Genomic DNA, 24,541 nt, shown 5'->3' with positions numbered 1-24,541 from the left:
CCGCGTCAGTGGGCGGTCTCCGTGGCGCGCGATTCGCGCACCACGGTGATCCTGATCTGGCCTGGGTAGCTCAGGTTGCGTTCCACCTCGGAGGCGATGTCGCGGGCGAGCGCGTGCGCGCCCGCGTCGTCGACCGTCTCGGGCGCCACCATGATCCGCACCTCACGGCCGGCCTGCATGGCGTAGGCGCGCATCACGCCGTCGTGCGCCAGGGCGATGCCCTCGAGGTTCTCCATGCGCTCCACGTAGGCCTCGAGAGATTCCCGGCGGGCGCCGGGCCGGGAGCCCGAGATGGCGTCCGCCGCCTGCGTGAGCACTGCCTCCACCGTGTGCGGCTCCACCTCGTTGTGGTGCGCCTCCACCGCGTGCACGATGTCCTCGTGCTCGCCGTGCCTGCGGAGCAGGTCCGCGCCGATCAGCGCGTGCGGGCCCTCCACCTCGTGCGTGAGCGCCTTGCCGATGTCGTGCAGGAAGGCGGCACGCTTGCACACCGCCACGTCCAGCCCCAGCTCGGCCGCCATCACGCCCGCGAGGTGCGCACACTCCACGAGGTGGCGCAGCACGTTCTGGCCGTAGGAGGTGCGGTAGGCCAGCGAGCCCAGGACGGGGATGAGGTCCGGGTGGAGGTCCACGATGCCCACCTCGGCCAGCGCGTCCTCCGCCTCCCGCTCGATGCGTTCGTGGATGCGTCGCTGGCTGCGCTCGAACACCTCCTCGATCCGCGCCGGGTGGATGCGGCCGTCGGCCACCAGGTCCGTCAGCGTGAGGCGCGCGGTCTCACGCCGAACCGGGTCGAAGCTGCTGAGCAGAACCGACTCGGGCGTGTCGTCGATGAGGACGTTGACGCCCGTGATCTGCTCGAAGGCGCGGATGTTGCGACCCTCGCGGCCGATGATGCGCCCCTTCATGTCGTCGCTGGGAAGGTCCACCGTCGAGACCACGGACTCGCTGGTCTGCTCGGAGGCCACGCGCTGGATGGCGGTGACGACGATGCCCCGGGACAGCCTGTCGGCCTCGCGCTTCGCGGTGGCCTCGATGTCGCGGGCCAGGGACGTGGCGGTCAGCTTCGCCTGCCGCTCCGCTTCGGCGATGACCTCCGCCTTCGCCTCGGCCACCGAGAGACCCGCGACCCGCTCCATCTCCGCGTTGACCTGTTCGCGCTCCTCGCGCAACTGCTCCCGCTGCTCGCGCAACTGCGCGCGCTGCGCCTCCATGCGCTGCGCGCGGGCCTCAAGACCCTCGGCATCCGCGGCGACACGGTCCTCGCGCTCATGGAGCCGCGACTCCCTCCGCTCCTGGGCCGCCCTGACCTCCCGGAGCTCGGCCCTCTGGGCATTGAGCGAGGCCTCCATCTCCGCACGCCGTCGCTCCACGTCCTCGGCGGCCTCGCGCGCCCGCTCCTGGGCCTGGGCGAGGAGCCGCTCCGCGTCCTCGCGGAGGGAGTTGGCGGCCACCTGGGCCGACTCACGCATCGACGCCATGTCGTCGCGTGAGCGCCGCTCCCAGGAGTCCCGCTCGGTCTTGGACTGCGCGGCCGAGCGCCACTGGAACCACAGGAGAACGAGCACGCCGACCAGGAGAACGCCTGCCACAATCCAACCGAGCTCGCGCACGGCGCCTCCTTCACTAGAACCGATGGTTCACAGGCACCGCACAGGCTGCAGGACGACACAACCGTCCGACGGGGACGGCGAGGCATGGCGGCGCCAGCGCCGCCATGTGTGGTGTCAAGCGGTGACCGAGGCCACCGTGGAATGTCAGTCAGTTCCGCCGGCTGCGCCGACGAGGGTTCATGCGGGGTCCGAAAACCTTGCTATGAGCCTATTCCTGCCCTGTGGAAAACTCAACAGTTGGCACGATCAAACCTCACCCCAGGGGTCTGACTCGGCCAACTCGCCGAACACCTCCTCGACGACGGAGGCCACCACCCCGCCCCCGAAGCCCCGTCTGGCCAGCACGCCGTAGAGCCGCCTCCTGGCGACCACCGGATCGAGAGACGACAGCGTTCGCATCCGACGCCGCGCCAGGTTCAGCGCGGCCTCTCGCTCGTCCTCGACGGTGATGCTCGAGAGCGCCTCGTCGGCGATCTCCTTCTCGATGCCCTTGGCCTGCATCTCCTGCCGGATCCGCCTCGGGCCGCGGAGCCCGGGGCCCGATCGGGAGGCGGCCAGCGCGGCGGCGTAGGCGGCATCGTCGATGAGCCCGACCTCGGAGAACCGCTCCAGGATCTCGTCCGCCACGTCCGCCGGGACGTTGCGCCGGGCCATGGCTGCCCTCAGCTCATGCGCGGACCGCTGGCGGGCAGCAAGCTGGTCCAGCGCGATGGTGCGGGCCACCTCGAGTTGGGCGGCCCGCTCCATCGGCGGCTCAGAAGTCGACTTCACCGGTCTCCGGGTTCACGCCCTCCGGCACCGACTCCTTGTCCACGCCGAGGTGGAGGCGGATGCGCCGCTCGATCTCCGCGGCCACCTCGGGGTTGTTCCGCAGGAAGTTCCGGGCGTTCTCCTTGCCCTGGCCAAGCTGATCCGACTCGTAGGTGAACCAGGCACCCGCCTTGCGGATGATGCCGGCATCCACGCCCATGTCGATCAGGCTGCCCTCGCGGGAGATCCCCTGGCCGTAGATGATGTCGAACTCGGCCTGCTTGAAGGGCGGGGCGACCTTGTTCTTGACCACCTTGACGCGGGTGCGGTTGCCCACCATCTCCGTGCCGTCCTTGAGCGTCTCGATGCGCCGCACGTCCAGGCGGACCGAGGAGTAGAACTTGAGCGCGCGGCCACCGGTGGTGGTCTCCGGGGAGCCGAACATGACGCCGATCTTCTCGCGGAGCTGGTTGATGAAGATGGCGGTGGTGTTGGTGGTCTTGAGGGCGCCCGTCATCTTGCGGAGCGCCTGCGACATCAGGCGGGCCTGCAGGCCGACGTGCGAGTCACCCATCTCACCCTCGATCTCCGCGCGCGGGGTGAGCGCGGCCACCGAGTCGATGACGATGAGAGCCAGCGCCCCGGAGCGCACCAGCGTGTCCGCGATCTCCAGGGCCTGTTCGCCGTTGTCCGGCTGCGAGACGAGCAGCTCGTCGGTGTTGACGCCCAGCTTCTGCGCGTAATCGGGATCCAGGGCGTGCTCCGCGTCGATGAACGCGCAGATGCCGCCGTCGCGTTGGGCGTTGGCGATGGCGTGCAGCGCAACGGTGGTCTTGCCGCTGGACTCCGGGCCGAAGACCTCGACCACCCGGCCGCGGGGCAGCCCGCCGATGCCGAGCGCCACATCCAGGGCGACCGAACCGGTGGGGATGACGTCGATGGGTTGGCGGTTGTCCTCCCCCAGGCGCATCACCGAGCCCTTGCCGTGGGCCTTCTCGATCTGGGCGAGCGCTGCCTCCAGCGCCTTGGTGCGGTCCGCAACGGCCATGTAACTGTTCCTCTCAGGACTGGACCGCGAGCGGCCAGATGGTGTGTCGTGTGTCACTCTAGGAAACGGGTCAGACGTTTTCTCACGCGATCCGGCTCCTGTGGAGAAACCCTTGCCGCAGAGTCTAGGCGAACACTCGTTCTAATGCGTGCGACACGCTCAACGCATCACGTCCGGCAACTCGAGCTGGCGCCACACGGCCCGCCAGATGCGCTTGCAGGGCAGGCCCACGCCCAGCGCCTCGCGCACCGTGCGCCCTCCGAGGTCCGCGAGGACCACCTGATCCGCCCAGACCGTCGCATATCCGCCGGGCAGCACCTCGCCCATCCGCTGCCACAGCTCCACCTCGCGCACCCCGCCACCGTAAACGCTCACATCAAATCGCGCCACGTGCGGGGCCCTGGTCCTGAGCGACGACCGCTAGACTCGCTCACGGAAGTGCGCACTCTGCTCAACTTCTGTCCGCGGCGCGAAGGAGCCCCACGACATGAATGCCCCGGGAATGCCCTCTCACAAGCGCTCGGACCGCATGGTCGCGCTACTGGCGATGTTGAGCGAGGACGGACCACTTCCCCTGTCCCAGTTGGCAGAGACTCTGGGCGCCTCAGCCGCCACGATCCGTCGCGATGTGGCCGTCCTGGCGGCGCAGGGCCTCCTTGAGCGCACCCACGGGGGCGCCAGGCCGGTCAAGGGCCGCGAGCTGCCGGTCAGGCTCCGCGACGGCAGGAACCACGACGCGAAGCGACGGATCGCCCTCACCGTGGCGGGGCTGATTCCGCAGGGGCGGCACGCGATCGGCCTCACGGGCGGAACGACGACGGCCGAGGTGTTACGCGCGCTCCACCACCGCGACGACCTCACCATCATCACCAACTCGATCAGCATCGGCCTGGAGGCCGCCGAACTGGGCCAGGCGCGAGTGCTCATCGCGGGCGGCGTGCTCCGGCCGAGTTCCCTGGAGCTGGTGGGCTCACTCGCCGAGTCCACCATGAAGCTGGTCAACGTGGGCACCGCGGTGGTGGGGGCCGACGGGGTCAGCGCCACCGGCGGGCTCACCACCCATGACGAGATCGAGGCCCGTACCAACTACGCGATGATCGAGCGGGCCGGCCGCGTGATCGTGGCCGTCGACTCCACCAAGATCGGCCACACCACGCTCGCGAAGATGGCGGACATCTCGGAGATCCAGGCGCTTGTCACGGACGCCGGTGCCCCCGAAGGCGAACTGCAGAGGATCCGCGACGCGGGCGTCGACGTGCACGTGGTGGACGGGCCACCGAGCCGCTGAGTCCGTGGCTCAGGCGGCCACCGCCACCCTGGGCATGCGCTGCGCCTCGAGGACCGCCAGCTTGCCGCTGATGCCGATCATGAGCTCCGACAGCGACACGTTCAGGGCCGACGCGATGGCGAAGAGGACCTCGCTGGAGGCCTCCTTGTGGCCCCGCTCGATCTCGGACAGGTAGCCCAGCGACACCATGCTGGCCATCGAGACCTCACGCAGGGTCATGCCGGCGGACATCCGGAGCTCCCGGAGTGTCTCACCCATCACCTTACGAATCAGAATGGTCTTCACGACTACCTACCCAACTGGCGAGCGGATTGCCCGTCCTCGCCGGGTGCAACCACACCGGCCGCGGGTTTGTTCCCGATCATTGGGATCTATGGACGGGCCGACCACCCGAGTGTCCTCGACGGACGTGCCCCCTCCGGAGGCCGGGACCTAGAGGACGCGCAGCAGCATCTCGAAGGCGTGCTCGATCGCGGCCGTCCGCACGGCCTCGCGGTCTCCGTCGAACTGCTTGAGCTCGGTGTACTGGGGCGCGGGCGACATGCCCACCCTTGGGCCGACGACGGCGAACCACACGGTGCCCACCTTGGCGCCGTCGGCCTCCGTCGGCCCGGCGACCCCGGTGGTGGCCACGGCCCAGTCTGCATCGCAGCGGGACTTGGCCCCCACCGCCATCTGGAGGGCGGTGAGCTCGTTGACCACGCCCTCGGAGCTGATCAGTTCGGGGTCCACGCCCGCGAGCCGGCTCTTGAGGTCCCTCGCGTAGGTGATGAGGCCGCCGCGGTAGACGGCCGAGGCGCCCGGGACGCTCGTGATGGCCGCGCCGATGCCTCCGCCGGTCAGGGATTCGCACGTGGCGAGCGTGACCGAGCGGTGGGCCATCTTCTTGATGACCTCAGCTGCGAGCGTCATTGGGCGTCCTCCCCGTCGAGTTGCGTGCGGTCAGCCTACCTGGCCGGATCGGCCCTGCCGTCGGATGTTCCAGGCGTGACGCAGGTAGTCCGCGCCGGTCACCACGGTCAGGATGAGCGCCGCCCACATGAGGATCCACGCCACCACCTGGACGGGGTTGGGGAGGAACTGCAGCCCCATGCTGAACATGATGAGCGCGAGGGTCTGGGTGAGGGTCTTGGCCTTCCCGCCCTTGTTGGCGGCCATGATGCCGTACTTGGCGATGGCGGCGCGCACCCACGTGATGCCCCACTCCCGCACCAGGATGATGATGGTGAAGAACCACGGCAGGCCCACCTGCCCGGGGAAGCCGTCGAGGATGCTCAGCGAGACGAAGGCGGCGCCGGTCAGCGCCTTGTCGGCCACCGGGTCCCAGAGCTTGCCGAAGTCGGTGATGAGGTTGTAGCGGCGGGCGATGTACCCGTCGGCCAGGTCCGTCAGCATCGCCACGACGAACACCGCCGTGGCGGCGAGGCGCCAGCCGAAGTCGTCGGGGGCCACGAACAGGACCACGACGTAGACCGGGACCAGGATGATCCGGACGACGGTCAGGACGTTGGGCACGTTGAGGTTGCTCGGCTTGTCGACCGCCGCATGCTTGGGTTCGCTCACTTCGCCTCCGCGATCAGGTCGATTCCCGCCGAGTCGACCACCTGTGCCGCCACGAGGTCGCCGACGGCGGCCCCGTTGTCGAGCGTGACCACACCGTCGGTCTCCGGGCCTTGGTGCATCGCGCGGCCGACGACCTCGTCGTCGACGCTCTCGACAAGGACGACGATATCCTCACCCACCCGGTCGGCGGCGCGCGCCTCGCACACCTCGAGCGCAAGATCCGCAAGAAGGGCGCGTCTGGCCTCGATCTCGTCCTCCGGGAGGTGCCCGGGGAGCCGGACGCCCTCGGTGCCCTCCTCGTCCGAGTAGCCGAAGACGCCCATGACGTCGAGGTTCGCGTCGACGATGAATTGCCGCAGGATCTCCACGTCCGCCTCGGTCTCCCCCGGGAAGCCCGCGATGACGTTGCTTCGGATCCCGGCCGTGGGCGCCTGGGACCGGATGCGCCCGATGAGGTCGAGGAAGCTGTCCGGGTCCCCGAAGCGCCGCATGGCGCGCAGGACGGACCGGGAGGCGTGCTGGAAGCTCAGGTCGAAATAAGGCACCACCTTGTCGGTGGTGAGCATGGCCTCCAGCATCCCAGGCCGGATCTCGGCGGGCTGCAGGTACGAGACCCGGATCCAGTCCAGGCCGTCCACCCGGGACAGCCGTGCCAGCAGGCCCTCGAGCCGGTGCTCCGCGCCGAGGTCCTTGCCGTAGGAGGACGTGTTCTCGGAGACCAGGAAGACCTCCTTCACCCCCTGGCCGACGAGCCAGCGGGCCTCCGCCTCGATCTCCTCGACGGTTCTGGACAGGTAGCTGCCCCGGAAGGCGGGGATGGCGCAGAAGGAGCAGCGCCTGTCGCAGCCCGAGGCGATCTTCAGGGAGGCCGACGGCCCGCCCGTCAGCCGGCGGCGAAGGGCCGGCGGTCCCGAGGCGGGGGCCAGCCCGTCCGGCAGCGGCGCGTGGCCCGGCACCGCGACACCCGCGGACCCAGCGCGCCGGGCGGACGGGGTGAGCGGCAGCAGTGTGCGTCGGTCCCGCGGGACGTGCGAGATGTGGTGTTCGCCGTCGAGGATGCCGCGCAGCCGGTCCGCGATGTCGGCGTAGTCGTCGAACCCCAGCACCGCGTCTGCCTCAGGCAGCTCGTCGGCCAGCTGCACGCCGTACCGCTCGGCCATGCAGCCGACGGCCACCACGGAACGCACCGTCCCACCCGCCTTGAGGTCCGCGGCCTCGAGCAGCGTGTTGATCGAGTCCTGCTTGGCCTGCTCGACGAAGCCGCAGGTGTTGACCACCACCGTCTCCGCCGTCCCGGGGTCGTCGACGAGGACGAATCCGCCCATCTCCAGGCGTGCGGCGAGCTCCTCGGAGTCGACGTCGTTGCGGGCGCAGCCCAGGGAGGCGATGTGGACGGAGTGTGTGGCAGTCATGAGGCAGCCATTATCGCTACCCGACGGCGAGGTTGGCCAACACCTCGTCCAGGTCCTCCGGCTTGACCAGCACGTCGCGGGCCTTCGAACCCTCGGAGGGGCCCACCACTCCCCTGCTCTCCAGGATGTCCATCAGCCGGCCGGCCTTGGCGAACCCCACCCGCAGCTTGCGTTGCAGCATCGACGTGGAGCCGAGCTGGAGCTCGACGACCAGGCGGCAGGCGTCGAGGACGAGGTCCAGGTCGTCGCCGATGTCGTCGACCACCTTCTTCTCGGCCCCGCCGGCCGCGGTGACGTCCTCGCGGTAGTTGGGCTGCAGCTGCGTGGACACGAAGGTCACCACGTCGCGGATCTCGGACTCGTTGACCCAGGCGCCCTGCACCCGGATGGGCTTGCCCGCGCCCATCGGCAGGAACAGTCCGTCGCCCTTGCCGACGAGCTTCTCCGCGCCCGGCTGGTCGAGGATGACCCGGGAATCGGTCATCGACGACGTGGCGAACGCGAGCCTGGACGGCACGTTGGCCTTGATCAGGCCCGTCACCACGTCGGTGGAGGGCCGCTGCGTCGCGAGGACCAGGTGGATGCCCGCGGCGCGGGCGAGCTGCGTGATGCGCACCACGGACTCCTCGACGTCGCGGGGGGCCACCATCATGAGGTCCGCCAGCTCGTCGACGACGATCAGCAGGTACGGGTACGGCGCGAGGACGCGCTCGGATCCCTCGGGCAGCTTGACCTGGCCGGCGCGCACCGCCTTGTTGAAGTCGTCGACGTGCCGGAAGCCGAAGGCGGCCAGGTCGTCGTAGCGGAGGTCCATCTCGCGGACCGCCCAGGCGAGGGCCTCCGCGGCCTTCTTCGGGTTCGTGATGATGGGGGTGACCAGGTGCGGGATGCCCTCGTAGTGGTTGAGCTCGACCCGCTTGGGGTCCACCAGCAGGAGCCGCACCTCCTCCGGGGTGGCGCGCATCATGATCGAGGTGATCAGCGAGTTGATGAAGCTCGACTTGCCGGAGCCGGTGGCGCCGGCCACCAGGAGGTGCGGCATCTTGGCCATGTTGGCCACCACGAATCCGCCCTCGACGTCCTTGCCCAGCGCCACGGTCAGCGGGTGGTGGTCGTTCTTCGCCTTGTTCGAGCGGAGCACGTCGCCGAGCGAGACCACCTCCTTGTCGAGGTTGGGGATCTCGATGCCGATGGCGGACTTGCCGGGGATGGGGGTCAGGATGCGGATCTCGTTCGAGCCCACGGCATAGGCGATGTTGTCCGCCAGGCCGGTGACCTTGCTCACCTTGATGGCGGAGCCGAGCTCCACCTCGTAGCGGGTGACCGTGGGGCCACGGGTGTAACCGGTGACGCGCGCGTCGATCTCGAACTCGCGCAGCACGTCGCCCAGCTGGCGCACCACCTTGTCCGAGGCCTCGGTGCGGGACTTGGGCTTGGAGCCGACGGCGAGCGTGCGCTCGTCGGGGAGGGTGTAGACCACGTCGCCGCTCAGCTGCAGCTGCTCGGCCCTGCCGGGCGGGGGCGTGTGCGGCGGAGGCTCCAGGTCCTTGTGCACCTCGGCCTTGGGCCTGCCGGGCACCTGACGCTCGGGCTCCGGGGCTGCGGGGAGCAGGTACTCGTCGCTGTCAGTAAGGGAGTCGACGTCGTAGACCGACTCCTCCGACGGCTCGTCGCGCGGGTCCTCGATGAGCGGGGTGTCGTAGGGGACGTCCACGCCGAGCTTGAGCCTGGGCTGCTTCGGTGCGGCGTCGCCGTCGTGCTCGACGAGCGCGCCCACCAGGTTCCTGGCACCGTCGATCAGCTCGCGCACCGGCCGCCCGATGACCACCAGCACGCCGGACAAGGTGACCAGCGTGAGGATGGGCACGGCCGCCCACACCGTCAGGAGGTCCACCAGCACGCTGGAGGCCACGTGGCCCAGCACGCCGCCGGCCTGCCGCAGCGCGGGCATGTCTCCGGGCACGGGCATGCCGCGGCTGATGTTGACCAGGCCGAGCACCCCGAGCGTGATGAGCACCCAGCCGAACCCGGTGCGGGGCGCCGCGTCGACGTCGTGCGGGTGGCGGAAGACGCGCCACGAGCCGTAGAGCAGGACCGCGGGGATCACCGCCGACAGCGAGCCGAAGACCGTCGAGATGCCGTCGCCCAGCGCCTGGCCGACGGGCCCGGGCAGGGCGAACCAGAACCGGGCCGCCACGACGATGCCCAGCGTGAGGAGGAGCAGGCCCCACCCGTCGCGCCTGAGCTTGGGGTCCGTGTCCTGGGCGGCGCCGCCGAAGCTGCGTGCCACCCAGCCGACGCCCGCGGCAAGGCCGCGGAACGACGCCCCGATGCCGCGCCCCAGGGCGGTCATCGCCCGGCCGAACCCGCCGGGACGCGCTGCGGGCGCCTTCGCCGGCGCCGCCTTAGCGGGCGCTGGACGGCGCGTCGAAGAGCCGGACCTCGACGAGGAGGCCGGCTTCCTGGTAGCCGTTGTCTTGCTGGAACGCGCAGCACCCGTCGACGTGGTCGACTTCGTGCTGGCGCTCCGCGTGGGGGAAGAACCGCGGGACGCCATGGCGCCCAACCTAGCCCAGGGCGGGCCCAAGCCCGGTATTTCGCCCGGCCGTTCGGGCGATCCCCGGGCTCAGGCGAAGTGGTCCCAGCCGAGGCTGCCGTCGAACGGTGCGCCGTCGACGACGATGCCCTGGCCCTCGCGGACCACTCCCACCCTGCGCCAGCCGACGGGGAGGGGTGCGCCGGGCGGGAAGGTCGCCGCGAGGGCGTGGTCCTCTCCCCCGGCCAGCACGAAGCCCAGCGCTGGCTTGCCGGTGGCCGCCGCGACACGCTCCACCGGCTCCGGGACCTCGACCAGCGACGTGTCGACGTCGATCAGCACGTGGCTGGCCTCCGCGATGTGGCCCAGGTCAGCCAGGAGCCCGTCGGAGACGTCCAGCATCGCGGTGGCGCCCGCCCGGGCGGCCGCGACCCCCTGCCCGTACGGGACGGCGGGGGTCTGCTGCTCGGCGACGAGTTCCTTCGGCGAGCCGAAGCCGCGCTGCAGCACGGCCAAACCGGCCCCCGCCCAGCCCAGCCTCCCGCAGACCGCGACCACGTCACCCGGGCGCGCCCCTGCCCTGGTCACGGCCGCGCGTCCGCCGAGGTCTCCGATGGCGGTCACGCAGATGGCGATGTGGGCCGACGACGACAGGTCGCCGCCCACCAGGCTCACCCCTGCCTTGGCGCACTCCTCCTTGGCGCCCGCCTCGAACTCGACCACCCACTCCTGGTCCAGGTCCTTCGGGAACCCGAGGGCCACGACGACGGAGCTGGGCCTGGCGCCCATGGCCTCCACGTCCGAGACGTTGACGGCCACGGCCTTTCGCCCCACCGCGCGGGCCGGGGACCAGCGGCGGGTGAAGTGCACGTTCTCGATCAGCATGTCGGTGGTCACCACCACGTGCCCTGCGAGGTCCAGCACGGCCGCGTCGTCGCCCACGGAGAGCACCACGTCGTCGCCGACGACGAGTCCGGACGTGATCCGCTCGATCAGCTCGAACTCGCCCGCCACGTCAGCGCAACCCGGCCGGGCGCGCGAGCGCCAGCTCGATCAGCCGCCCCACCAGCTCGGGGTAGGTCATGCCCGCCTCCTGCCAGAGGGTGGGGTACATCGAGATCTGGGTGAAGCCGGGCATGGTGTTGACCTCGTTGATCCAGGCCCCCTCGTCGGTGACGAAGAAGTCGGCGCGGACCAGGCCCTCGGCGTCGACGGCGGCATAGGCCTGCCGGGCCAGCTCCTGCAGCCTGGCCGCCAGTTCAGGGGTGACGTCGGCGGGGGCGTCGAGCGCGGCCCCGTTCTCGTCGATGTACTTGGCGTGGAAGTCGTAGAAGCCGTCCTCGGCCAGCACGCGGATCTCGCCCACGCCGGAGGCGCGGCAGCCGTCCGGCGAGTCAGGATCCCCCAGCACCGCGACCTCGAGCTCCCGCGCCCCGACGAAGCCCTGCTCCACCACGATCTTGGGGTCGAAGCGCTGGGCCTCGTCGATGGCTGCGCTCAGACCCTCGGGGCCGGTGACGCGAGCGATGCCCAGCGAGGACCCGCCCCGGGCCGGCTTCACGAACACCGGGTAGGTGAGCTTGGCGTTGATCTCCCGGATCACGGCGTCGCGGTCGTGCCGGAGGCGGTGGCCGGACGCCACCACGTACGGCCACACCGGCAGCCCGGCGGCCTCGAAGGCCACCTTCATGAAGTGCTTGTCCATGCCGACGGCCGAGGCGGTGACGCCGCTGCCGACGTAGCGGATGCCCATGAGCTCGAACATCCCCTGGATGGTGCCGTCCTCCCCGAACGGCCCGTGGAGCAGGGCGAAAGCCACGTCGATGCCGTTGATGTCGACGAGCTTCTCACCGTCGCGGGTGGCCACCTCGCAGCCGTGCTCGCCGACCATCCACACCGCGTCCTGCTCGGGATCCTCCACCTCGGGGACCCGCCCGTCGACGATCCGGTAGCCGGCGATCACGTCGAGCGGGACCTGCGTCCAGCGGCCGTTGCGGCTGATGCCGACGCCCACGACGTCAAACCTGTCGCGGTCGATGGCCTTGAGCACGCCGGAGGCCGTCAGGCACGAGATGCCGTGCTCGGATGACTGGCCGCCGAAGATCAACGCCACGCGGATGCGCTCGCTCACGGGTCCTCCTAGGGGTGGGGCGAGCGAGAGTCTACTCGGCGCCCCACTGCCTATTCGGCACGCGGCTGCCGACCCGGAGGTCGTAGCGCCCCTCGGGTGGCTGCTCCCCGCGCAGGTCCGCGACCATCGCGGTGAGCACGTCGATGATGTGGTCGGTCATCTCGTCGAGGACGTCGTTGGTGGGCTTCATCCCCTCGAAGCGGCTGAGGTCGATCGGCGGCCCGGTGACGACGGAGACGTCCTTGCGCCGGCCGAAGATGCGGCGCCACTCGATCGTCTTCTGGCCCAGGATCTGGTTGGCGCCGATCTGCGCGACGGGGACCACCGGCACGCCGGAGGTGAGCCACAGCCGGGCCGCGCCGCGCCGGCCCGTCATCGGCCACGCGTCCGGGTCACCGGTGATGGTGCCCTCGGGGTAGATCGCGACGAGGTGGCCCTTCTCGAGCGCCTTCCGCGCGTGGACCAGGGAGTCACCGGCCCGCGAGGTGCCGCGGTGGACGGGGATCTGCTCGCACTGCTTGGCCACCCAGCCGAGGACCGGGACCTTCCAGATGTCGGCCTTGCCGAGGAACCTCGGCCACCGACCGCTCCAGATCACGTACTGGCCGAGCACGATGGGATCGAAGTTCGAGATGTGGTTGGCCACGAGGATCGCGGCCCCGCGCTGCGGGATGTGCTCCTGGCCCGCCCAGGTGAGGCGGGCGAAGACGGGCACCCCGGCCTGCGCCAGCCTCCCGATGAGGTGGTACACCCAGGGCGCGGGCTCGTGATTGACCTTGCGCAGTGGGCGACGCCAGGGCTTCCTGACCGGGACCGGTGTCGTCATTGGGTCATCATGGCAGGTGGGCGGCGTCGGCGGCGATCGCGAGCCTGAAACCGCGCAGCCAGTATCCGGCGATGAGGTCGTCCCAGCCGAGTTCGGGCTCGCGCAGGATCCGCGGGTTGCGGCGCAGCAGGCGCAGGAGGAGCACGTCGGACTCGAGGAGGGCCAGCGGCTGGCCGGGGCACTTGTGGGCGCCGTCGCCGAACGCGAGCCCGGTCTCGTTCACGCCCGGCGCGGTGTCGCGGCCAGGGCAGAGGTGCAGCGGGTCCACCCCCACTGCGTCCGGGTCCGCGTTGGCGGGGCGGACGAACACGTCGACGAGGTCGCCGGGCTCGAGCGTGTGCGTGTCGCCTCGGTCGGTCACCTCGATGGCCTCCTGGACGCGGCGGTAGAGGTGGCCGACGACCGGTTCGAGGCGGATGATCTCGGCGAGGATCGCGTAGCGCTCCCGTTGCCCGGCCACGAGGTAGCGCTCGCGGAGGGCGTCGTCGCCGAGAAGATGGAGGGCGGCCATGCAGATGAACTCGCGGGTGGTCACCATGCCGGCCGTGCCGTAGGTGACGCACTCGACGAGGATATCGAGGTCGGTGTACTCCTCGGCGATCAGATGGCTGATGATGTCGTCCTGCGGCGCCTTGCGGCGGGCGCGGATCGCGGGGCGGGCGTCCAGGAGGTGGAACTTCAGGATGGGGGCCAGCCCGTTGAACGCGGCCTGCATCCACTGCCGGTTGGTGCGGCCGAGGTTGGGCTTGGTGATGTCGAACGGCGGCTGGTTGAAGAAGGTCACCAGCCTGGCGGCCATCTTCTTCGGCGGCGACTCGGTCAGCCCGACCACCTCGGCGGTGACCTCGACGGTGTAGTGCAGCGCGAGCTCGTCGAGCGTGATCTCGGGGCCGGCCTCGTCTAGGAGTCGCTCCGCGCACTCCTCCATGCGGGTCTCGTAGCGCTTGGCGACGACGGCCGGGGCGAAGAACCGCGCCACCTTCTTCCGCTGCTCGTCGTGCATGGGCCCGTCGGACATCAGGATGGGGTGATGCTTGAGGTAGCCCTTCGGGATGGCCTCGGCCGTGAATCCGGCCTGCGTGGTGGCGTGCCGGGCGCGCAGGACCTGCTGGGCGGCGGCAACCGAGCGGATCCGCCACACCCGCCCGGTGCGCTCGACGCGCGGCCCGTCCGGCTCGCCCGGGCGCTCGACCTTGCGGGGCGCGCCGCGGCTCATCGCCCAGCCTCCTTCGCCGTGGCGTCGGCCGCGACCGGCGGGAGCGGAATCGCGCTGATGTAGACCCGCACCCGTCGCTCGCCGGGGCGGGCGGGCAGATGCGCGGGTGTGGGCCCGGCCTCGTCGCGGAGGGCCTTCGCCTCGTCGGTGTGCCGTTCGACGACGGCGAGCAACTCCTCGCTGAGCGCCTCGAGCTCGTCGCGGGTCAGCCAGGCGCTGGTGGAGCCGAGGACGCTGGCGTCGCGCCATCCCTCGTCGTCGTGTTCGAGACCGGCCAGCGCCGCGTGCAGGGTGTCCGCCTGGTTGTCGATCATCCAGCGGTTGAGGGTCCGCACGGTGTGCGTGTCGGGGTCGTCGACGCGGTCGTAGGAGAAGCCGACGGCGCGCCACCAGCGCTCCCGGGCGGTGCCCTGGTCGGGCACCTCCTCCACGAAGCCGAACTTGGCGAGCTGGCGGAGGTGGTAGCTGGTCTGCCCGCTGCTCTCCCCGGTCTCCCGCGCCAGGACGCTGGCGGTGGCCTGGCCCTGGTCGCTCAGCAGGCGGTAGAGCTGCATCCGCAGCGGGTGCGCGAACGCCTTGATCTGCTGGGCTGTCGCGGGCCGGGAATGGGTCTTGCGCTCGGGCATGATGCAGAGGTACCTTTGCAGAGAGTTCTTTGCATAGCTTCTTTTGCATCATTCTAGTGGAGGTCACCATGGCAGCGCGCCCCCTCGGCCCACGATTCCGCGTCCACCTGTCCACCGTCGCGTTGGCGAACCTCGCCGACGGCGTGGTCGCCACCGGCGTGCCGCTGCTGGCGGTCACCCTCACCCGCTCCCCCGCGCTCATCGGGCTGCTCACCGCGGCCGTCTGGCTCCCGTGGCTGCTGGCGGGCATCCCCGCCGGCGTGCTGGTCGACCGGTGGGACCGCCGTCGCACCATGCTGGCGGCGCTGACGCTGCGGGCGGTCCTCCTCGCGGGCGTGGCCGTGGTGGGCGCGTCGGGCGGGTTGGGCATCTGGTGGCTGATCGGGTTCGCGCTGGCCTACGGATTCACGGAGGTGTTCACGGACCTGGCCGCGCAGGCGCAGGTGCCGGCCCTCGTGGGCCGGGACGGCGCCGCGCTGCGCAGCGCGAACTCTCGGCTGCTGGCGGTGGAGCAGGCGGCCGGCGGTTTCGTCGCTCCCCCGGTGGCCGGCCTGCTCGTGGCAGTGGGCGCCGCCTGGGTGACGGGGGTGCCCGCGCTCATCGTCGCCGGCGCCGTGGCCGTGCTGGCGCTCGGCCTGCGTGGCCGGTTCACCGCGCCGCGGGGGGCCGCCTCCGGCACCGAGGCCGCCGCGGCAGCCGCGACAGCCGCGAAGGGCGGGGAGTTGCGCCGTGAGCTCGGGGAGGGCCTCGGCCTCCTGTGGCGGCACCGGGTGCTGCGCCCGCTGCTCATCGCCGCCGGCCTGTGGAACTTCGCCGCCTCCGCGCTCTCGGCCGTCATCGTGCTGTGGATGGTGGGCCCCGGTTCGGCCGCCGGGCTCACCCCGCAGACGTGGTCGCTGGTGCTGCTCGCCATGCCCGTCGGCGGGTTGCTCGGCAGCGTGGTCGCGGGACCGCTCACTGCGAGGTGGCCGGAGATGCGCGTGCTCGTCGCGTGCTGGGGCACCGCCGGGCTGGTCAACCTGCTTCCCCTCATGTGGCCCGCGGCCTGGTCCTTCGCGCTGTTCCTCGTCCTCGCGGGCGTGTTCGGCGTGGTGGGCAACGTGATCAGCGGGTCGCTGAGGCCGCGGATGGTCGAGGAGCGGATGCTGGGGCGCGTCCACGGCGCTGCCCGGGTGATCGGCTTCGGCACCATGCCGCTGGGCGCCGTCGTCGGCGGCCAGGTGGCGCAGTGGTTCGGTATCCCCGCGGTGTTCGTCGCGGTGGTGCTGCTCATGCTGGTCTCGACGGCGATCGTCGCGGTGCGCGTTCCCCAGCCCGTCGTCGACCGGTGGGAGCTGCGTCCCGCCGACGCCGCGACGGCGGAGCCGGACCCCTCGCCCGTGGCGGCCTGAGCGCCGCGTCTGAGCGTGTGCCGCCTGCCTTACGTCACGACGCCTGCCTTACGTCACGACGCCTGCCGTATCGCACTAGGCGCCTGCCTTGCGTCGGTACGCCTGTTCTACAGGACAGGCCTCACGGCATTGGGCAGGCGCCATGACGGAAGGCAGGCGCCTCGACACTGGGCAGGCGCGCATGCTGCAACGCTACGCATCGCCCTGGTAGGGGTCGGTGATCTCGCGAAGGAGGGTCAGGGCCTCCCGGAGCTGCGCCATCCGGCGCTTGCCGAGGTGGGCGGTCCACTCGGCCTCGATGGCGGCCTCCTCGGCACGGGCGATGGGGACAGTCTCGCGCCCCCGGGGACCGATCCTGACGAGGCGGACGCGGGCGTCGGACGGGTCCGCGACGCGCTCGACGTAGCCCGCCCGCTCAAGCCTGTCGATCAGCGCGGTGGCGGTCTGCTTGGCCACCTGCGCCTGATCGGCGAGGTCCGAGATCCGGGTCCCCTCAGGCCCGATCCGCGCGGCAATCCGGGCCTGCGCGGCGGTGATGTCGGTGTAGCCGGCCCGGTGCAACGCGGCGAGAATCCTGTTCTCGGCCGCACGGTGGGCGATGAACATCAACACCCCGACATGGAGTTCCTCGGCCACATCCACCCCTTGATCTGATTCCATAGACGAACTATCTTTGATTCCATCATCGTACTACTTTCATCCGCACAGGAGGGATCCGACGGTGGACGACGACACGCTCTGGGAGAGGATCGACGCGCAGCGCCTCCGCACCGCGGACCTGCTGGAGCGGTTGACGGAGGCCGACTGGCAGCAGCCGTCGCTGTGCGAGGGGTGGACGGTCCGCGACGTCGCCGCCCACCTGACGCTGCAGCAGCTGGGGTGGGGAGACCTGGTGCGCATGCTGCCGAAGTACCGCGGCGGCGGGATGAACCGGCTCATCGGAGACTCTGCCCGCGAGAAGGCGGCCGTGCCGGTCGACACGCTGATCGCCGAAATCCGGGCCATGGCCGGCTCCCGCCGCCACAACCTGGGCGTGACGAGCCGCGACACCCTCATCGACATCATCGTCCACGGCCAGGACATCGCCCTCCCCCTCAGCCTCGACCTGCCCGTTCCGGTGGACGCGGCCGCGGAGGCCGCCACCCGCGTGTCCGTCCTCGGCAGGCGGATGGCCTCGGTGTTCCGTCCGGTTCCGTGGCGGCAGGCGCGGTTGACGGCCACCGACACCGCCTGGGCGGTGGGCAATGGCCCGGAGGTCAAGGGGCCCATCCTGGCGATCCTGCTGCTGCTCACGGGCCGGCTCGTCGCACTGCCCCTTCTGGAGGGCGAGGGCGTCGCGTCCCTGCGCCAGGGCATGGAAGCGCGGTGACCCCATGACCGGCCAATCCGGCGGGGTCACGGTCGTCGACGTCTACGCAGATCCGGTCTGCCCGTACGCCTGGATCGTGTCGCGCTGGCTCGAAGAGGTGGCCCCCTCCCGGCCAGTCGACCTTCGGCACCACGTGATGAGCCTGCGGTACCTCAATGCGGGCCATCATCAAGGCACCGCCTACAGTGCCAACATCGACCGCACCGTCGGACCGTCGCGGGTGTTCACGGCCGCCGCCGTCCACGTCGGCGAGGGGATCATCCGTGAGCTCTACACCGCCTTCGGCACCAGGTGGTTCGCCCGGTGGCGGCGTCCGGACCCCGAGGATCTCCGCGACACCCTCGAAGCGGCGCTGACGGCTGTCGGCCTGCCCTCGTGGCTGGTCCATGCAGCGGACACCGACAGCTACGACGGGGCGTTGGCGGACAGCCACGCCGAGGCGGTCGGGGACCTCGGCCGGGGCGCCGGCACCCCGATCCTCCACCTCGACGGCGTGCCCTGGTTCGGACCGATCCTCGACTCGATCCCCCACGGGCAGGAGGCCCTTGACCTCTTCGACGCCCTCCTGGTCCTGACCCGGCACGAGGGCTTCACCGAGCTCCGGCGAGCCCGCACCGGTCCGCCGCGGCTCCTGATCGTCCCCGCGACGTCGTGATGCGCACGGCGGGCTGATCCACTGTCGGCAGCACCTGCCCTAGCGTGACCCCATGAATGACGAGCCGGAGCAGTTGCGGGGCGGCAACATGGGGATGGTCACCAGGCAGGGCGACACAGTGATCCGGCCCGCGGGTGACTGGACGCCCGCCGTTCACCGCCTGCTGCGCCACCTAGTGGCCGCAGGGGTGCAGGGCGTCCCGGTGCCGCTGGGCATCACCGAGGACGCGACGGAGGTGCTCAGCTTCGTGGAGGGGGTGGTGCCGGGCTACCCTATGCCCTCCTGGGTCTGGTCCGAGACCGCGCTGGACTCGTCGGCCCGCCTGCTCCGCCGGATCCACGACGCGACGGCGGGCATGCGATTCGACGGCCCCTGGCGGTCCCCTGTGCGCGAGCCCGCGGAGGTCGTCTGCCACAACGACTTCGCCACATACAACCTCGTCTTCGACGGCGACACCGTCGTCGGCGCCATCGACTGGGACTTCGCGTCGCCGGGTCCGCGCCTCTGGGACATCGCATACCTGGCCTACCGGATCGTTCCCCTCTCCTCCCGGGAGCGGGGAGACGGGTTCACCGACGGGGAACGCGCCCTCCGCCTGGATCGCCTCCTCGCCGCCTACGGCTCCGCCGCGACCCCCCACGAGGTGCTCGGGGTGCTGCGCGAGCGCCTCGTCGCCCTGGCCGCGTTCAGCGAGGCCATGGCCGTGGAACTGGACAACCCCGAGCTCCGCGAGCACGCCGTTCTCTACCGCGACGACGCCGCGCAGCTTGTCACGCGGGCGAATTGATGGGGGCTGGCCCGGACGGTGCAGGATGGGACCTGTCGAACCGGGAGGGGTGGCGTGATGCCGAAGGCTGTGTTCATCGACTTCGACGGGACCTACGCGCATCGCGGGCAGGTGCCGGCCGGGCACGTTGAGGCAGTCCTGGAGGCCCGCCGCAACGGCCATCGCGTCCTGCTGTGCACCGGCAGGCCGAAGGCGATGGTGCCGCCGCGCATCCTGGACCCGGTGTTCGATGGGCTGGTGGGCGCCGCAGGTGGCTACGTGGAGATCGGCGGGAGGGTCCTGGCGGACACCCGGTTCCCGGCCGGCCTCGCCGCAGAGCTCGTGGCGGTCCTCACCGCCCATGACGCCGCATTCATCCTCGAGGCACCCGACGCGCTGTACGGCCCCGTCGGGATCATGGAGCGCCTGCTCGACATCCTGGGCCCCGCGCTGGGAACCGACGGCTCCGATGAGGGCCTGCACGACGTGGTGAGGCACCTCCGTGCCGTCGACGACCCCGGGACCCGCTCGTTCGCCAAGGTCTCGATCTTCAGCTCACCCATCCCCGTCGACGAGCTTGCCTCCATGGTGGGCCCCCTCGTGGGCGCTCTCCCCAACTCCGTGGTGGGCCTCAAGGGCCATGCCGGCGAGATCCATCTCCGGGGCCTCAACAAGGCCGTCGGGATCGGCATCGCCGCCGCGCACCTGGGCATCGCCCGGCAGGACATCATCGGGATCGGTGACGGGCACAACGACCTGGAGATGCTCGCCCATGCCGGCACCGCCGTGGCCGTCGACGGCGCCCCGCCGGAGGTACTGGAGCTGGCCGACCACGTCGTCGGCCCGCCCCACAGGGCCGGGCTGGTCCGCGGGTTCGCGGAACTCGGCCTGACCGGGGCTCCGGGCTAGCCGGTGCCGGCGACCTCCACCTCGTCCCCCACGCGCACGCGACCCGCCCGGGTCACCACGGCGTCCACCCCGAACACCAGCTCGCCGCCCTGGCGGCGGTAGTCCGCCAGCGCCTTGAGCCCGTCGGTGCGGGCGAGGCCGGTGTCGGGGTCGAGGTCGATCACCCGGCAGCGGGCGATCCCCTTCCGCACCTCCACCTCGGCCTCTCCGAGCGCCAGGCGGCGCCCGATCCAGCCGTCCTCCAGATGAGGGACGTCGGCGTGCAAGGTGAACGTGGCGCGCAGCTGCGCGTCGATCACCGGCGTCCCCACGCGGCGGGACAGCTCGTCCAGCGATCCGCTGGTGATGAGGCTGACGCTGGCGCCGTAGACCACCTCTCCCCCGCCGGCCCGGGCCAGCAGCACGTCGCGGCCCAGGAACGCGGAGTACGCCGCGCCCCACGGCCCGTCGACGAACTCGAGCCCCACCTGCCGCCCCCAGTAGTCGAGCGTCAGCCTCTCGCCCGTGGGGACCGGAACGCCGTCGACCACCGCCCCGGGCAGGGTCACCGTCAGGACACCGTCGGCCCACATGGCCGTGGTCTGCATGAGTGTCGGATTCTCGACGGTGCGCAGCACCTTCCCGCGCGCCCGGTCGACCAGGCAGAACACCCGGTCCCCCACGGGCCCGTCCGGTGCCAGGTCTACGAACGGGCGGCCCACATGGCGGGCCCCCTTCAGCGAGGTGAAGCCGATCCGGGAGACGTGCACGGCGGGCCGTTCAGGACGCCCGGCCGGCCCGGATGACGAACTCGGCCACGTCGTCGAGCATCTCGACGAGGTGATCGGGCTGGCCGGTCCAGATCTGCCGCGACGTCGGCAGCCCGGCGAGAATCATCGACGCGGTGAGGTCGTCGACCGCCATCCCCCGCGGCGCCGGGCCCGCAGCGATGGCCGCCGCGCGTTGCCTCTGCCCGGGCGTCAGTCCGTCCCACCATGCCTGCAGTGTCAGCTCGTCGGTCACCGGCCCATTCAACCGGCTCGGCGGCCTCTGGGCCAAGGCCTCCCATCCCTGGCGGATCCCGCCGGCCCGCGCCGAGGAACGGAGAGTCCTCCGTCGGTTCGCGGCAGGCGTGGTGGAATGCGTGGTGTGAACCTGCACACAGCCGGAACCCGGCTCGCCGCGTCCGCGGCGGTCGGCGCTGCCGCCGCCGTCGGCCTCGTCCCCCTCGCGGACCCGTGGTTGGCCGGGATGACGGGATGGATCGTCGTGTCGGTCACCTTCTCCCTGTGGACCTGGCTGATCGTCAGGCGCCTGGACGGCGCCGAGACCCGCGGCCACGCCACACGCGAGGATCCCACGCACGCCGTGAGCCGCGCCGTCCTGGTGCTCGCCTCGCTCGCCAGCCTTGTGGGGGTGGGCGTGCTCCTGGTTGCGGGGTCCGGCGCCGGGGGCACCCTCCCCTGGGAGGCGCTGACCGGCGCCGCGTCGGTGGTGGCGTCGTGGGTGGTGGTCCACGTCCTCTACATGCTCCACTACGCGAGGCTCTTCTACGCCGCGGACATCGACGCCGCCATCGACTTCGGCGGTGACCGCGACCCCGACTACCACGACTTCGCCTACCTCGCCTTCACCATCGGCATGACCTATCAGGTCTCCGACACGACGGTGGCGGGGGCCGAGCTGAGGCGTGCCGTCCTGCGGCACGCGATGCTGTCCTACCTGCTGGGCGCCGTGGTCCTGGCGGTCACCCTCAACCTCGTCGTCCAGTTGTCCTCCTCCGTCGGCTGACCTTGCCGAACTGCTGCAGGGAGCGGCCGGCCTACCAGGACGCTCGGGAGTAGAAGTACCTCTTGGCCGCCTCGGCCGCCACCACGTACATCCCCGTGACGCCCACCAACGCCGCGGTCAGCCACAGTGGCAGGGGCGTGAAGCCGAAGAGCGGCGCGAAGGGAAGATACGGCAGGGCGAGGGTGAGCAGGCCGACGGCGAGCGTCGAGGTCCACAGCAGGGTGCCTGGGCGGCTGCGGTGGAGCGGCCCCCGGGTGCGCACCACCAGGGCCACCACGAGCTCGGTGAGCAGGGACTCGATGAACCAGCCGGTCTGGAACTGTTCCTCGGTCGCCCGCGCGACCCACAGCAGCAGGCCGAAGGTGGCGTAGTCGAAGACGGAACTGACCAGCCCGAAGACGATCATGAACGTCCGGATCATGCGGATGTTCCAGCGGTGGGGTTGGCGGACCATGTCGTCGTCGACGTTGTCGCCGGCGATGCCGATGGCCGGCACGTCGGACAGGAAGTTGTTGAGCAGGATCTGCTTGGCCAGCAGCGGGAGGAAGGGCAGGAACAGGGACGCGCCCGCCATGCTCACCATGTTCCCGAAGTTGGCGCTGGTGGTGGTGAAGATGTACTTGAGCGTGTTGGCGAACGTGCGCCGCCCCTCCTCGATCCCGGCGCGCAGCACGCCCAGATCGTGGCGCAGCAGCACGAAGTCGGCCGCCTCCTTAGCCACGTCCGCCGCCAGCTCGACGGAGACGCCCACGTCGGCGGCGTGCAGGGCCGGCGCGTCGTTGATGCCGTCGCCGAGGTAGCCGACGACGTGGTTGCGCTTGCGGAGCGCGAGGATGATGCGTTCCTTCTGATTGGGGTCGACCTCGGCGAAGATCGCGGTGCGCTCAGCCACGTGGCACAGGGCCTCGTCGCGTAGGCCCTCCATCTCCTCGGCGGTGAGGACGGCGTCGGCCGGCAGGCCGATCGTCGCAGCCAGGTGCCGCGCGACCAGCCGGTTGTCGCCCGTGATGATCTTGACCTGCACGCCGAGCCGTTGAAGCGACTCCAGGGTCTCCTTGGCATCTGGCTTGGGTGGATCGAGGAACAGCAGGAAGCCTGCGAACGCGAGGTCACGCTCGTCGCCCTCCACGGTGTAGGCGGCCTTCCGGGGCACCTCGCGGACCGCCAGCCCGAGCACCCGGTAGCCCTCGCTGCTCCAGGCCGAGAAGCGGGCCTCGATGGCGGCCAGCCGTTCCCGGCCAAGCTGGGCGCTGGCGCCGCCCACCAGGACCGACGAACACACCGAGAGGACATGGTCGAGGGCGCCCTTGGTGATGAGCATGGGGCGGACGTCGGAGCCCGGATCGGAGTCGACGACGACGCTCAGCCGCTTGCGGGTGAAGTCGTAGGGGATCTCCTCGAGCTTGTCCATGCCCGCGATGTCCGGATGCGGCTGGGCCATGATCGCCTCGTCGAGCGGATTGGGCAGGCCGGTCTGGAACGCCGCGTTCAGGTACGCCCACCGCAGCACGTCGGCAGAGCCCTGCCCGTCGACGTCCAGCGCGCCGTCCAGGGCGACCACCCCTACGGTGAGGGTGCCCGTCTTGTCGGTGCACAGCGTGTCCATGCTGCCCAGGTTCTCGATGGCGTTGAGCTGGCGGACGATGACGCCCCTGCCCGCCATGCGCTGGGCGCCGCGCGCGAGGTTGATGCTCATGATGGCGGGGAGCAGCTCGGGCGCGATGCCCACGGCCAGCGCGATGGCGAACAGCAGGGAGTCGATCGGTGGCTTGCCGAGGATCACGTTGATGGCCAGGACCCCCAGGACCAGGGCGGTCATGATCTGGGTGAGCAGGAGCCCGAACTTCCGCACCCCTCGCTCGAACTCGGTCTCGGGCGGGCGGACGGTCAGCCGCTCGGCGATCTGGCCGTAGGCGGTGGCGGCGCCGGTGGAGACGATCAGTGCCCGGGCGGTTCCGCTGCGGACGTTGGTGCCCATGAAGACCATGTTGACCCGCTCGGGCAGCGAGGCCCGCGCCGGCACCTGGCCGACCGTCTTCTCGACCGGGAACGTCTCCCCGGTCAGGACGGCCTGGTTGACGAAGCAGTCATCGGCCTCCACCACCACCCCGTCGGCCGGCACCAGGCTGCCCGCGGCCAGCAGCACCACGTCGCCGGGCACAACCGCCTCGACGGGGATCGACGTCGTCGCGCCGTCCCGGAGCACGGTGGCCCTGATCGCTGCCTGGGCGCGCAGGGCGGCGACGGCCCGGTCCGCCGAGTGCTCCTGCACGAAGCTCAGTACCGCGCTGACGACGACGATCGCCACCACGATTCCGGCGTCGGTCCACTCGCTGGCGATCGCGGACACCACGGCGGCGAAGACGAGGATGAGCACCAGCGGGCTCGTGAACTGCCCCAGGAGAAGCCGCCAGCCGCTGCTGCGCCGGCGCTGCGCCAAGGCGTTGGCGCCCACGCTCTGAAGGCGTCCCTCGGCCTCTGCTGAGCTCAATCCCCGCGGCGTCGACCGGAGGTCCGAGAAGAGACGTTCCGCGGACAGGCTCCACGGATCCTGGATGAGTGAGGCCACCGGCGTGCCCGTCGACCGTGGCTCGCCTCGTGCGATCGGACCCGCCGTCCTGCCGGGCCCCGCTGCCCCCGTTGGCATGCCTCCAGGCTACTCGTCGCGACGC

At 71.0% G+C, this 24,541-nt stretch carries 25 protein-coding genes; 7 read left to right on the top strand and 18 right to left on the bottom strand.

Annotation, left to right across the window (positions count from 1 at the left end):
• Positions 1-5 precede the first annotated feature (5 nt).
• From rny to ACX1D3_RS10075, 4 genes are all read right to left on the bottom strand, one after another.
• On the bottom strand, positions 6-1,613 hold the full coding sequence (rny, locus tag ACX1D3_RS10090) for a ribonuclease Y (protein WP_458993756.1): 1,608 nt from the start codon (positions 1,611-1,613) through the stop codon (positions 6-8).
• Between the two features lie 246 nt (positions 1,614-1,859).
• Complete coding sequence (locus tag ACX1D3_RS10085; protein WP_458993755.1) at positions 1,860-2,384, bottom strand: regulatory protein RecX; 525 nt, start codon at positions 2,382-2,384, stop codon at positions 1,860-1,862.
• On the bottom strand, positions 2,368-3,411 hold the full coding sequence (recA, locus tag ACX1D3_RS10080) for a recombinase RecA (RefSeq protein ID WP_458993754.1): 1,044 nt from the start codon (positions 3,409-3,411) through the stop codon (positions 2,368-2,370). Before recA ends, ACX1D3_RS10085 begins: the two co-directional genes overlap by 17 nt.
• A gap of 159 nt (positions 3,412-3,570) precedes the next feature.
• Positions 3,571-3,765: a DUF3046 domain-containing protein gene (locus ACX1D3_RS10075; protein ID WP_458996522.1), complete on the bottom strand. Its 195-nt coding sequence runs from the start codon at positions 3,763-3,765 to the stop codon at positions 3,571-3,573.
• Positions 3,766-3,940: 175 nt separating this feature from the next.
• On the opposite strand from ACX1D3_RS10075, the gene ACX1D3_RS10070 reads away from it, so the two are divergent.
• Positions 3,941-4,699 carry a DeoR/GlpR family DNA-binding transcription regulator gene (locus ACX1D3_RS10070; protein WP_458996521.1) on the top strand — a complete coding sequence of 253 codons (759 nt, stop codon included), beginning with the start codon at positions 3,941-3,943 and terminating at the stop codon, positions 4,697-4,699.
• 9 nt (positions 4,700-4,708) lie between these two features.
• Here the strand turns inward: ACX1D3_RS10070 and ACX1D3_RS10065 are convergent, their stop codons facing one another.
• From ACX1D3_RS10065 to ACX1D3_RS10020, 10 genes are all read right to left on the bottom strand, one after another.
• Positions 4,709-4,984, bottom strand: a complete 276-nt coding sequence (locus ACX1D3_RS10065) for a helix-turn-helix domain-containing protein (protein ID WP_458993753.1) — start codon at positions 4,982-4,984, stop codon at positions 4,709-4,711.
• A gap of 147 nt (positions 4,985-5,131) precedes the next feature.
• Positions 5,132-5,611 (bottom strand): CinA family protein, encoded by a 480-nt coding sequence (locus ACX1D3_RS10060; protein ID WP_458993752.1) that lies wholly within the window; start codon positions 5,609-5,611, stop codon positions 5,132-5,134.
• Between the two features lie 30 nt (positions 5,612-5,641).
• A complete protein-coding gene (pgsA, locus tag ACX1D3_RS10055; RefSeq protein WP_458993751.1) occupies positions 5,642-6,262 on the bottom strand; it encodes a CDP-diacylglycerol--glycerol-3-phosphate 3-phosphatidyltransferase in 621 nt (206 codons plus the stop codon).
• Positions 6,259-7,674: a 30S ribosomal protein S12 methylthiotransferase RimO gene (gene rimO / locus ACX1D3_RS10050; RefSeq protein ID WP_458993750.1), complete on the bottom strand. Its 1,416-nt coding sequence runs from the start codon at positions 7,672-7,674 to the stop codon at positions 6,259-6,261. Before rimO ends, pgsA begins: the two co-directional genes overlap by 4 nt.
• 16 nt (positions 7,675-7,690) lie before the next feature.
• Positions 7,691-10,231, bottom strand: a complete 2,541-nt coding sequence (locus ACX1D3_RS10045) for an FtsK/SpoIIIE family DNA translocase (protein WP_458993749.1) — start codon at positions 10,229-10,231, stop codon at positions 7,691-7,693.
• A 69-nt stretch (positions 10,232-10,300) separates the two neighbouring features.
• Positions 10,301-11,224: a thiamine-phosphate kinase gene (locus tag ACX1D3_RS10040; RefSeq protein ID WP_458993748.1), complete on the bottom strand. Its 924-nt coding sequence runs from the start codon at positions 11,222-11,224 to the stop codon at positions 10,301-10,303.
• A 1-nt stretch (position 11,225) separates the two neighbouring features.
• The gene (locus tag ACX1D3_RS10035; protein ID WP_458993747.1) at positions 11,226-12,341 is read right to left on the bottom strand and encodes a D-alanine--D-alanine ligase family protein; all 1,116 of its coding nucleotides are present in this window, start codon (positions 12,339-12,341) and stop codon (positions 11,226-11,228) included.
• 31 nt (positions 12,342-12,372) lie between these two features.
• Entirely contained in the window at positions 12,373-13,167 is a 795-nt protein-coding gene (locus ACX1D3_RS10030; protein WP_458993746.1) for a lysophospholipid acyltransferase family protein, read from the bottom strand.
• A 7-nt stretch (positions 13,168-13,174) separates the two neighbouring features.
• Complete coding sequence (locus ACX1D3_RS10025) at positions 13,175-14,383, bottom strand: cytochrome P450 (RefSeq protein WP_458993745.1); 1,209 nt, start codon at positions 14,381-14,383, stop codon at positions 13,175-13,177.
• On the bottom strand, positions 14,380-15,009 hold the full coding sequence (locus ACX1D3_RS10020; RefSeq protein WP_458993744.1) for a winged helix-turn-helix domain-containing protein: 630 nt from the start codon (positions 15,007-15,009) through the stop codon (positions 14,380-14,382). Before ACX1D3_RS10020 ends, ACX1D3_RS10025 begins: the two co-directional genes overlap by 4 nt.
• A gap of 68 nt (positions 15,010-15,077) precedes the next feature.
• Between ACX1D3_RS10020 and ACX1D3_RS10015 the strand changes: the two genes are divergently transcribed.
• Complete coding sequence (locus ACX1D3_RS10015) at positions 15,078-16,400, top strand: MFS transporter (protein ID WP_458993743.1); 1,323 nt, start codon at positions 15,078-15,080, stop codon at positions 16,398-16,400.
• Between the two features lie 192 nt (positions 16,401-16,592).
• On the opposite strand, the gene ACX1D3_RS10010 is transcribed toward ACX1D3_RS10015, so the two are convergent.
• Positions 16,593-17,060, bottom strand: a complete 468-nt coding sequence (locus ACX1D3_RS10010) for a MarR family winged helix-turn-helix transcriptional regulator (protein ID WP_458993742.1) — start codon at positions 17,058-17,060, stop codon at positions 16,593-16,595.
• Positions 17,061-17,121: 61 nt separating this feature from the next.
• Between ACX1D3_RS10010 and ACX1D3_RS10005 the strand changes: the two genes are divergently transcribed.
• From ACX1D3_RS10005 to ACX1D3_RS09990, 4 genes are read left to right on the top strand one after another with little or no spacing between them, the layout of a single operon-like run.
• Entirely contained in the window at positions 17,122-17,769 is a 648-nt protein-coding gene (locus tag ACX1D3_RS10005) for a maleylpyruvate isomerase family mycothiol-dependent enzyme (protein ID WP_458993741.1), read from the top strand.
• 4 nt (positions 17,770-17,773) lie between these two features.
• Positions 17,774-18,424, top strand: a complete 651-nt coding sequence (locus ACX1D3_RS10000) for a mycothiol-dependent nitroreductase Rv2466c family protein (RefSeq protein ID WP_458993740.1) — start codon at positions 17,774-17,776, stop codon at positions 18,422-18,424.
• Positions 18,425-18,476: 52 nt separating this feature from the next.
• Positions 18,477-19,211: a phosphotransferase gene (locus ACX1D3_RS09995; RefSeq protein ID WP_458993739.1), complete on the top strand. Its 735-nt coding sequence runs from the start codon at positions 18,477-18,479 to the stop codon at positions 19,209-19,211.
• Between the two features lie 57 nt (positions 19,212-19,268).
• Complete coding sequence (locus ACX1D3_RS09990) at positions 19,269-20,099, top strand: HAD hydrolase family protein (protein ID WP_458993738.1); 831 nt, start codon at positions 19,269-19,271, stop codon at positions 20,097-20,099.
• Here the strand turns inward: ACX1D3_RS09990 and ACX1D3_RS09985 are convergent.
• Together ACX1D3_RS09985 and ACX1D3_RS09980 are read right to left on the bottom strand one after the other, a co-directional pair.
• Complete coding sequence (locus ACX1D3_RS09985; RefSeq protein WP_458993737.1) at positions 20,096-20,848, bottom strand: MOSC domain-containing protein; 753 nt, start codon at positions 20,846-20,848, stop codon at positions 20,096-20,098. The two genes, ACX1D3_RS09990 and ACX1D3_RS09985, sit on opposite strands and share 4 nt — an antisense overlap.
• Positions 20,849-20,858: 10 nt before the next feature.
• Positions 20,859-21,101 carry a hypothetical protein gene (locus ACX1D3_RS09980; protein ID WP_458993736.1) on the bottom strand — a complete coding sequence of 81 codons (243 nt, stop codon included), beginning with the start codon at positions 21,099-21,101 and terminating at the stop codon, positions 20,859-20,861.
• Between the two features lie 126 nt (positions 21,102-21,227).
• Between ACX1D3_RS09980 and ACX1D3_RS09975 the strand changes: the two genes are divergently transcribed.
• Positions 21,228-21,869: a DUF1345 domain-containing protein gene (locus ACX1D3_RS09975; RefSeq protein ID WP_458993735.1), complete on the top strand. Its 642-nt coding sequence runs from the start codon at positions 21,228-21,230 to the stop codon at positions 21,867-21,869.
• 31 nt (positions 21,870-21,900) lie between these two features.
• Here ACX1D3_RS09975 and mgtA read toward each other — a convergent pair whose 3' ends face one another.
• The gene (gene mgtA / locus ACX1D3_RS09970) at positions 21,901-24,516 is read right to left on the bottom strand and encodes a magnesium-translocating P-type ATPase (protein ID WP_458993734.1); all 2,616 of its coding nucleotides are present in this window, start codon (positions 24,514-24,516) and stop codon (positions 21,901-21,903) included.
• Positions 24,517-24,541: the final 25 nt, after the last annotated feature.

The organism is Tessaracoccus yangjingae (assembly GCF_054483935.1).
The sequence above is the reverse complement of the archived record's forward strand: the minus strand, read 5'-3'. Positions and strand labels throughout refer to the sequence as shown.